The 7,538-nt window shown below is 42.9% G+C and carries 6 protein-coding genes and 1 tRNA gene; 3 read left to right on the forward strand and 4 right to left on the reverse strand.

Annotated elements, in window-relative coordinates; all coding sequences use genetic code 11:
* Positions 1-109: 109 nt before the first annotated feature.
* Positions 110-1,891 (reverse strand): ammonium transporter, encoded by a 1,782-nt coding sequence (locus A5294_RS05530; RefSeq protein ID WP_064340658.1) that lies wholly within the window; start codon positions 1,889-1,891, stop codon positions 110-112.
* A gap of 162 nt (positions 1,892-2,053) precedes the next feature.
* On the reverse strand, positions 2,054-3,235 hold the full coding sequence (gene ftsY / locus A5294_RS05535; protein WP_101885826.1) for a signal recognition particle-docking protein FtsY: 1,182 nt from the start codon (positions 3,233-3,235) through the stop codon (positions 2,054-2,056).
* 187 nt (positions 3,236-3,422) lie between these two features.
* Here ftsY and A5294_RS05540 point away from each other — a divergent pair, with 187 nt between their 5' ends.
* Positions 3,423-3,683 carry a glutaredoxin domain-containing protein gene (locus tag A5294_RS05540; protein ID WP_004105832.1) on the forward strand — a complete coding sequence of 87 codons (261 nt, stop codon included), beginning with the start codon at positions 3,423-3,425 and terminating at the stop codon, positions 3,681-3,683.
* Positions 3,684-3,754: 71 nt separating this feature from the next.
* Positions 3,755-3,827 (forward strand) — tRNA-Lys (locus A5294_RS05545).
* A 153-nt stretch (positions 3,828-3,980) separates the two neighbouring features.
* Here A5294_RS05545 and A5294_RS05550 read toward each other — a convergent pair.
* Both A5294_RS05550 and A5294_RS05555 read right to left on the reverse strand, forming a co-directional pair.
* Positions 3,981-5,396, reverse strand: coding sequence for a DUF4032 domain-containing protein (locus A5294_RS05550; protein WP_004105830.1), 1,416 nt, complete (start codon positions 5,394-5,396; stop codon positions 3,981-3,983).
* Between the two features lie 250 nt (positions 5,397-5,646).
* Positions 5,647-6,774, reverse strand: a complete 1,128-nt coding sequence (locus tag A5294_RS05555; protein WP_004105828.1) for an ABC transporter ATP-binding protein — start codon at positions 6,772-6,774, stop codon at positions 5,647-5,649.
* Positions 6,775-7,014: 240 nt separating this feature from the next.
* Between A5294_RS05555 and A5294_RS05560 the strand changes: the two genes are divergently transcribed.
* Positions 7,015-7,538 (forward strand): DsbA family protein (locus A5294_RS05560; RefSeq protein ID WP_156483449.1); only part of this gene is annotated, 524 nt, incomplete at its 3' end.

Genomic DNA, 7,538 nt, shown 5'->3' on the forward strand with positions numbered 1-7,538 from the left:
GATTTTAAATTAGCAAAAATAACAAAACCGCATATCTTAGATAAGACATGCGGTTTATATCAAAATAACTAGAACTTGTTGCTAAACAATAGCGCTTACGCACATGCTTCTATTCTTTAGCACTATTATTTCGTTTTCCTATTTTCTTATTATTCTGCGCTGATTTATCTTTTTCTACAGTTTCAGACTCTTTTTCAGAAGAAGACTCTTTCTGCTCAACTTCAGATTTAGTATCATCAACCTCAGAATCGCCTTGCTCAGGATTTGCCTCAGATTGATCAACCATAAAATCAGATTGTTCAACCTCGTTTTCACCCATATCAATATCAACAGAAGTAAGAACAGCCATTTGAGTTTTATTTGCATCATCATCTGCAACAGCAACTACAGCGCCATCATGACTTTGTGCAATAGAAGAAAAATCGTAAGCACGCTCTCCTTGATCAGCTAAATCAACGCCCTTACGTTCCTTAGCTTCCGAGATTCGCCATCCAAAAAGCTTTTCAAGAACAAAAGCTAGCACTGCAGTTACAGCACCTGCATAAAGCACCGTAATCCCAATCAAGCACAGTTGTGCAACTAACTGATGCCAATCACCAACAGCGAGTAATCCAGAGCCATCAGCAAATAAGCCTACTGCAAGCACACCAATAAGCGCAGCAACACCATTCACGCTAACTACATGCAAGGCACCATCGTAGCGCACAAAAGTACGAGAGTGAGTCACTAGAGAAGTAATAACACCAGAAAGAACACCCAAAACTAAAGCCCACAATGGAGCAATAACATCCGCGGCTGCAGCACTTGCAGCTAATCCAGCCATAACACCAGACGCAGCTCCCAAAGCAGTAAAGCATCCAGAGTGTAAACGTTCAGTCACACCCCAGGCAAGCATTGAAGCAGAAGCAGTTATTGTGGAACTCACCCAAGCATAACCTGCAACTCCAGGAACGCCTGCAGAAGAACCAATCATTAACCCAAGCCAACCGAACCAAATCAAGAAAACGCCAAGCATAACGAAAGGAACATTATGCGGTTGGCGAGCAGCAACACCATTTTCAACTGCTGACTGCGTTGCAGTGGATTCTGCAGCAACTTCAGTTACTGTAGCAACTGGAGAGACAACAGTCTCACTAGCGGCATTTTTAGCATGCTCAACATCAGCCCACAATGCGCGCGATAAACGACTTTTAGGATTACGCGAATTAGTAGCTCCAGAATTAGCGTTGCCACTCGTATGCGCAACATTCTTAATATGCAAAACAAAACGCTTAAGAGGGAAGTGAGCATGTCCGCCAATGATCATAACAATCGCAAAAGCCGAAACAGCCGCAGCAATATGCAATATAGAGCCACCCGCGAAGTCATGCACTGAAATACCTAACGCCTGTGAAATAGCACCATTAGGCGAAAGCAATCCACCACCGCACACCATATGCGCTAACGGAGCGAATACTAAAGTAATCCACACAGCTACGAAAATAAGCCAAATAGCGTAACGCACTCGACCGGCTAGAGCTCCAGTAATAAGCGCTACTGCAACAACAGCACATGCTAAGCGAAAAGCTGCAGGAATGCCGCCAGATAATCCGGAATTTGCGTCCATAGACGTAAACACACCATGATCTGCCACCATCGAATCACGGAATAGCAAACCACTCAATGGATCACCTATAACACCACCAGCCATATCTTTGCCAGCAAAAGCTAACGACCATCCCCACAGCGTCCAAACCAGTGTAGTTACAGCAATAGCGCCAGCTGAAAGCATCATCATATTCACCATGGAAGTAGCGCGTTCACGGCCTCCATAGAACAGGGCAATACCCGGCGTAATAATAAACACCAACGCGCCAGCCAACAATGCCCATTGCGGATCCATTGTGGTCATTTTTCACCTCAATTATTTGAAACAGCGCAACAATAACATCATTGCAGCTTAAGTATTACTTTATATAACTATTGTACCGAGAAACTCTTATAGCCAAAACTCATAAAGACTTTAGCGGAAGATTAAAAACTACCACTCATGCAGCTACATCAATGCTCAGCATTAAGCGAGCAGACCGTCTACGAAGCTTTGAGCATCAAACGGGACCAAATCATCTGGTCCTTCGCCAAGACCTACTAGCTTAACCGGCACACCAAGTTCACGCTGTACAGCTATAACAATTCCACCTTTAGCGGAACCATCAAGCTTAGTAAGGACTACGCCCGTAATGCCAATAGCTTCAGCAAATACTTTTGCTTGAGACATGCCATTTTGACCAGTAGTAGCATCCAATACCAGCAATACTTCATCAACAGGCATAGTTTTTTCTATAACCCTACGAATTTTGCCAAGCTCTTCCATTAAATTTGCTTTATTCTGCAAACGACCAGCAGTATCTACAATCAATAAATCAGTTTGTTCTTCTTTTGCCTTATTCGCAGCAATAAAAGCAACAGAAGCAGGATCAGCACCATCTTTATCTGCACGAACAACTGGCACGCTTACTGCAGACGCCCAAGTTTCAAGTTGATCAGCTGCAGCCGCACGAAAAGTATCTGCTGCAGCAAACATTACTGAACGTTTTTGGGCAATAAACAATCGCGCTAATTTACCAGCAGTAGTGGTTTTACCGGTGCCATTAACGCCGACCATCATAATAACGCTAGGATGATGCGCATCTGATTTATCTGCATTTAAGCGTCGATCAGCGTCTTCATCTACTATTTTCAATAGTTTCGTACGCAATGCTGAATGCACATCTTCTGAACTAGAAGTACCAGCAATGCGTGCATCTTTGCGTAGATCTTCTACTAATTCTTCACTAGCTCGAGAGCCAACATCGGCCATAAGAAGAGTATCTTCTACATCTTCCCAATCTTCTTCCGAAAGATGGTCCTTGCTTATGATATTAAACAATGCACGACCAAATGGATTTGCACTATGAGCCAAACGTTCGCGAAGACGTTTAATACGCGAAGAAGTACTTTCTGGCAATAATTCAGACTTTACTTCTTCATTAGGTATAACAGCTATGTTACTTTCTATCTGTTTTCCAGATTTTTTTGTTCCACGCGCTTTAGTTTTGCCTGTATCGATTGAACTATCAACGCTTTCAGGAATTACTGGTCCATGACTATTGCTGTGAATGCGCAAAATCACTGCAACTGTTACTAATAAGATGGCAATAACAACAGCCGCAGCCGCAAACCAAATTAGCATGTTCATATCCATAACCATATTCATGACATCAAGACTATGAAAGTCAAGGGACACTAGCAATACATTTCACTATTTTTTCTCATCTTTGTCACACTTCAACGTCAATATGCTTAAGTACATCTGCATCTATTACACTAATAAAAGTAGTAATAAATAGCACGAGCTATTATTACGCAAAATTTGAATTCACAAAATCATTAAGGAGGATTTTATGTCAGATCAGCCTACCGTAAATGTATACGGTGCAGATTGGTGTGGAGATTGCAAACGTGCAAAAGCTGCGCTAACCCAGTATGGTGTGGCATTCGTTTGGCACGATATTGAAACAGAAGAAGGTGCTGAAGAAAAAGCGATTGAAATTAGCAATCAAAAGCACATTCCAGTTGTTACTTTTGCGGATAATACTTTTATGGTTGAGCCATCTGCAACACAAATAAAAGCAAAACTGGAGTCACTCGGAATACTGCAATAAATATATATAACACGCATAAGTTCACACGATATTCACTTCGTCGATTGAATGTAGTATACTTGGCATTTGTTGCCCCTTTAGCTCAATTGGCAGAGCAGAGTCCTTTTAAGTCTTGGGTTGTGGGTTCGAGTCCCACAGGGGGCACTTTTTTATATCCAAATTTAGGGTAAGCGAGTAAACTGCAATAAAAAAACGGGGGAGTCGAAGCTCCCCCTACGAAAAATTCACTTAAGATCAAAAACGACAATCAATGCCATACTTGTTGAGAATTAGCTAATTACTTATATAACGCAATACTCAACTCGCCCAAACACTAGCATCTTGATCATCTTCAACTATATCGTGACCTACAGGTGCTGGAGAAGAATACGTGTATTCATCATCCACAACGCCAGAATCAGCATCTGCATTAATAGCAGCAAGAACATGCTTATCCATTTTGTACTGTGGTAATACGTTCTTAATATAGCTAGTTACAGCATCTTGCATAGCAACGTCATGGCCAACTTTTTCTGCCATAAACCAACGATGATCCAACACTTCATGGAAGAACTGAGCTGGTTCAATTTGCGAACGGAACTCAGGAGGAATCATACGAACTGTTGGCTCGAAAATTTCACGCATCCAATCAGTTGCAACAATTTCTAATTCCTCACCTTGTCTCCACGTCGAAGTGCGATACGCATCCAAATCGTTCAGAAGCCTTCGAGCCTGATTCTCTTGAACGTCCAATCCAGTAAGACGAAGAAGCTTGCGGGAAGCATAACCAGCATCCACAACGCGAGGTCGAACCAAAACCCTTCGACCATCTTCTGAAGTCTTCATCTCCAACTCATCAACATCGAAACCAAGCTCATTTAGACGATTAACACGACGTTCAATTCGCCACATCTCATCAGGACTGAACTTATCAACGTCAGTAAGCGTACTCCAAAGCGAATGATAGCGATCTACTAGACGATTGCCTATACTGATTTCATCTACTTCTGTCGGTAAAAGCTGACCGGAGCTCAAATCCATAAGCTCACCAATAATGTTGGTTCGAGCTAAATCGATATCGTATTCTCGTTGACCTTCTGTTAAACTTCCATGCAAATCACCAGTTTCTGCGTCAACTAGGAATGCAGAAAAAGCATCTGCATCTCGCAAAAACAGCACGTTGGAAAGCGATACATCGCCCCAATAGAAGCCAGAAAGATGCAAGCGCACCATAAGAACAGCAAGCGCATCGATAAGGCGCTCTGCAGTATCCGGACGCAACGTACGAGCAAATAATGCACGATATGGTAGTGAGAACTTTAAATGTTTCGTAACTAACATTGCCTCAAGCTTTTCACCATTAGCGTCATGGCGTCCTGCAACAACAGCTATAGGAGTAACTGTAGGCAACTCAAGTTTACGAAGCCTACGCAAAAGCTCATACTCACGTTCTGCAACTTGACGAGTAATTTCCTTCATTGCATACACTTCATCGCCAACGTGAACAAATCGCACAACGTGACGAGAAATACCACGCGGCAAATTCACGAATAAATCAGCAGGCCATTGAGAAAGTGGTAATTCCCAAGGCAGTGTAAACATTTTTGGATCTGAACTAGCCGCAGTAATCTTCAGTGCCTGCGGCTCTTGAGACGACGCATTCTCGTCCTGTGCAGATACCGAAGTTGCTTGCACAGCACGCGGGTCTAATTGAGGAGCGTCATTCCATTCCATAAAGTTTATTTACCAATCAAGCTCATGCCAACGATATCACTGCATTCCAGATAAACACAGCTCAACCACCGACGAATTATTGATAACAACTATATATAATAAGCGATGCATTGTAATGATGTATTATTGCACACTTATTATGCTGCTTTTTTGTGCCAAAAACGGGGTTCGCGTCATACTGCGAACCCCGCTATACCTTATACCGAAAGTTTGCTTACTAGCTCATATAAGCAGAGGCAAACCAACACTTTTAGTTCAAACGCAACTCCGTAGAAGGTGCGAACAGATGCATCTTAGATGGATCAATCTTGATCTTCACGGTGTCGCCAACCTTTGGAAGAGCACGTGGGTTCACGCGAATAGTAGTGAGCTTGTTTTGATCAGACATCATCGTAGATGCTTCCTCAGGAGAACCATCGGTGATGATATTGCCGTAGATATAGCCATCGGAACCGAGATCTTCCACGTTCATTACCTTCAAGGAGAACGCATTTGGATCATCGGATGTTGCCAAGCTTGCATCTTCTGGACGGAAGCCAACAATAATCTGTCCGTTATCTTCTGCAGTGAGCTTGTCAACAGCCTCAGCTGGAAGAACTATAGAATCCTCACCGATCTGAGCTCGACCGTTTACAACTGGGTGCTGATTGATATTCATGGATGGCGAGCCAATGAAGCCTGCAACGAATACATTTGCAGGGCGGTCATAAAGCTCAGTAGGAGCTCCAACCTGCTGCAATACGCCAAGCTTAATCACTGCAATGCGATCGCCCATGGTCAAAGCTTCAGTCTGATCGTGGGTAACGTACAGAGTAGTAACACCAAGCTGACGCTGCAAAGCAGCAATCTGAGTACGAGTCTGAACGCGGAGCTTAGCATCAAGGTTGGAAAGAGGCTCATCCATGAGGAAGACTTTTGGTTCACGAACAATTGCGCGACCCATAGCAACACGCTGACGCTGACCACCAGACAAAGCCTTCGGCTTACGATCCAAATACTCTGTCAAATCCAACACTTCTGCAGCTTTTTCAACACGCTTGCGAATTTCTTCCTTAGGAACACCAGCAATCTTCAAAGCAAAGCCCATGTTATCAGCAACTGTCATGTGTGGATACAGTGCATAATTCTGGAAGACCATTGCAATATCGCGATCCTTTGGCTGCATTGTAGTAACATCTTGACCGCCGATGAGGATACGTCCTTTGTTAACCTCTTCAAGACCTGCCAACATACGCAAAGTAGTTGACTTACCGCAACCAGATGGACCAACGAGTACGAGGAACTCACCATCTTTAATAGTCATGTTCAAGTCATCAACCGAAGGCTTATCGTTGCCCGGGTATATACGAGTCACATGATCAAATACAACTTCTGCCATGATATGTCCTTTCATCGGCAGGTACGTGCCGAACGATCCGTAGTGAAGGGTGTGCACTCATGACCCCAATTCCTACATCGGCGGGTATCAATCGTCCACAGTTTACTTACCTGGTCCATTGAAGGTTCTCTTCGTTGAGCCATGCCTTAATATATCATGTTTATCTTAGAAAAACAGCAAAAAATCAGTATTTTGCATAAACTCGGCGTGTCGAGTAAGACGCACAAAAGGAGAATAACTATGGATCAACAACAAGAAACAACAAATGATGAAATGCAAAAATCAAATACCCCTTATAGTAAAAGCTTAATTGGCATCGTAATAGCACTAGTTATTCTTGCATTCGCTGCAGGAGCTGGGTTTATGACTTATTACAATTCAATCAATAAACCACAAGTAAAAATTGAAAATCCAACAACCAATAAGCCAGATACACAAATTGAGGATACAGCAAACTCCCAAATAGCCAAAGAGATTAAAAAACTGCCTTCTTCTGACATCCCACCGGCATCTAATTTACAAGGCGGAATTCTTCTTAGCAAGGATGGGTACGGCAAGCAAGCTGCTGGTGCTCCTACAGTTGCTACTTATTTTGATCCTTTGTGCCCTGGTTGCGGATCCTTTAATCGTACTGTTGATGAAACTTTAATTAAAATGGTTGAAGCAGGTCAAATTAACCTAGAACTTCACCCAATGTCATTCTTGGATGGACTTTCTACTGACCATTACTCGACTCGTGTTTCTAGTGCTATTGCTTATATCGC

It is taken from the genome of Gardnerella sp. 30-4, assembly GCF_001641215.1.
Classification (GTDB): Bacteria; Actinomycetota; Actinomycetes; order Actinomycetales; family Bifidobacteriaceae; genus Bifidobacterium; species Bifidobacterium leopoldii.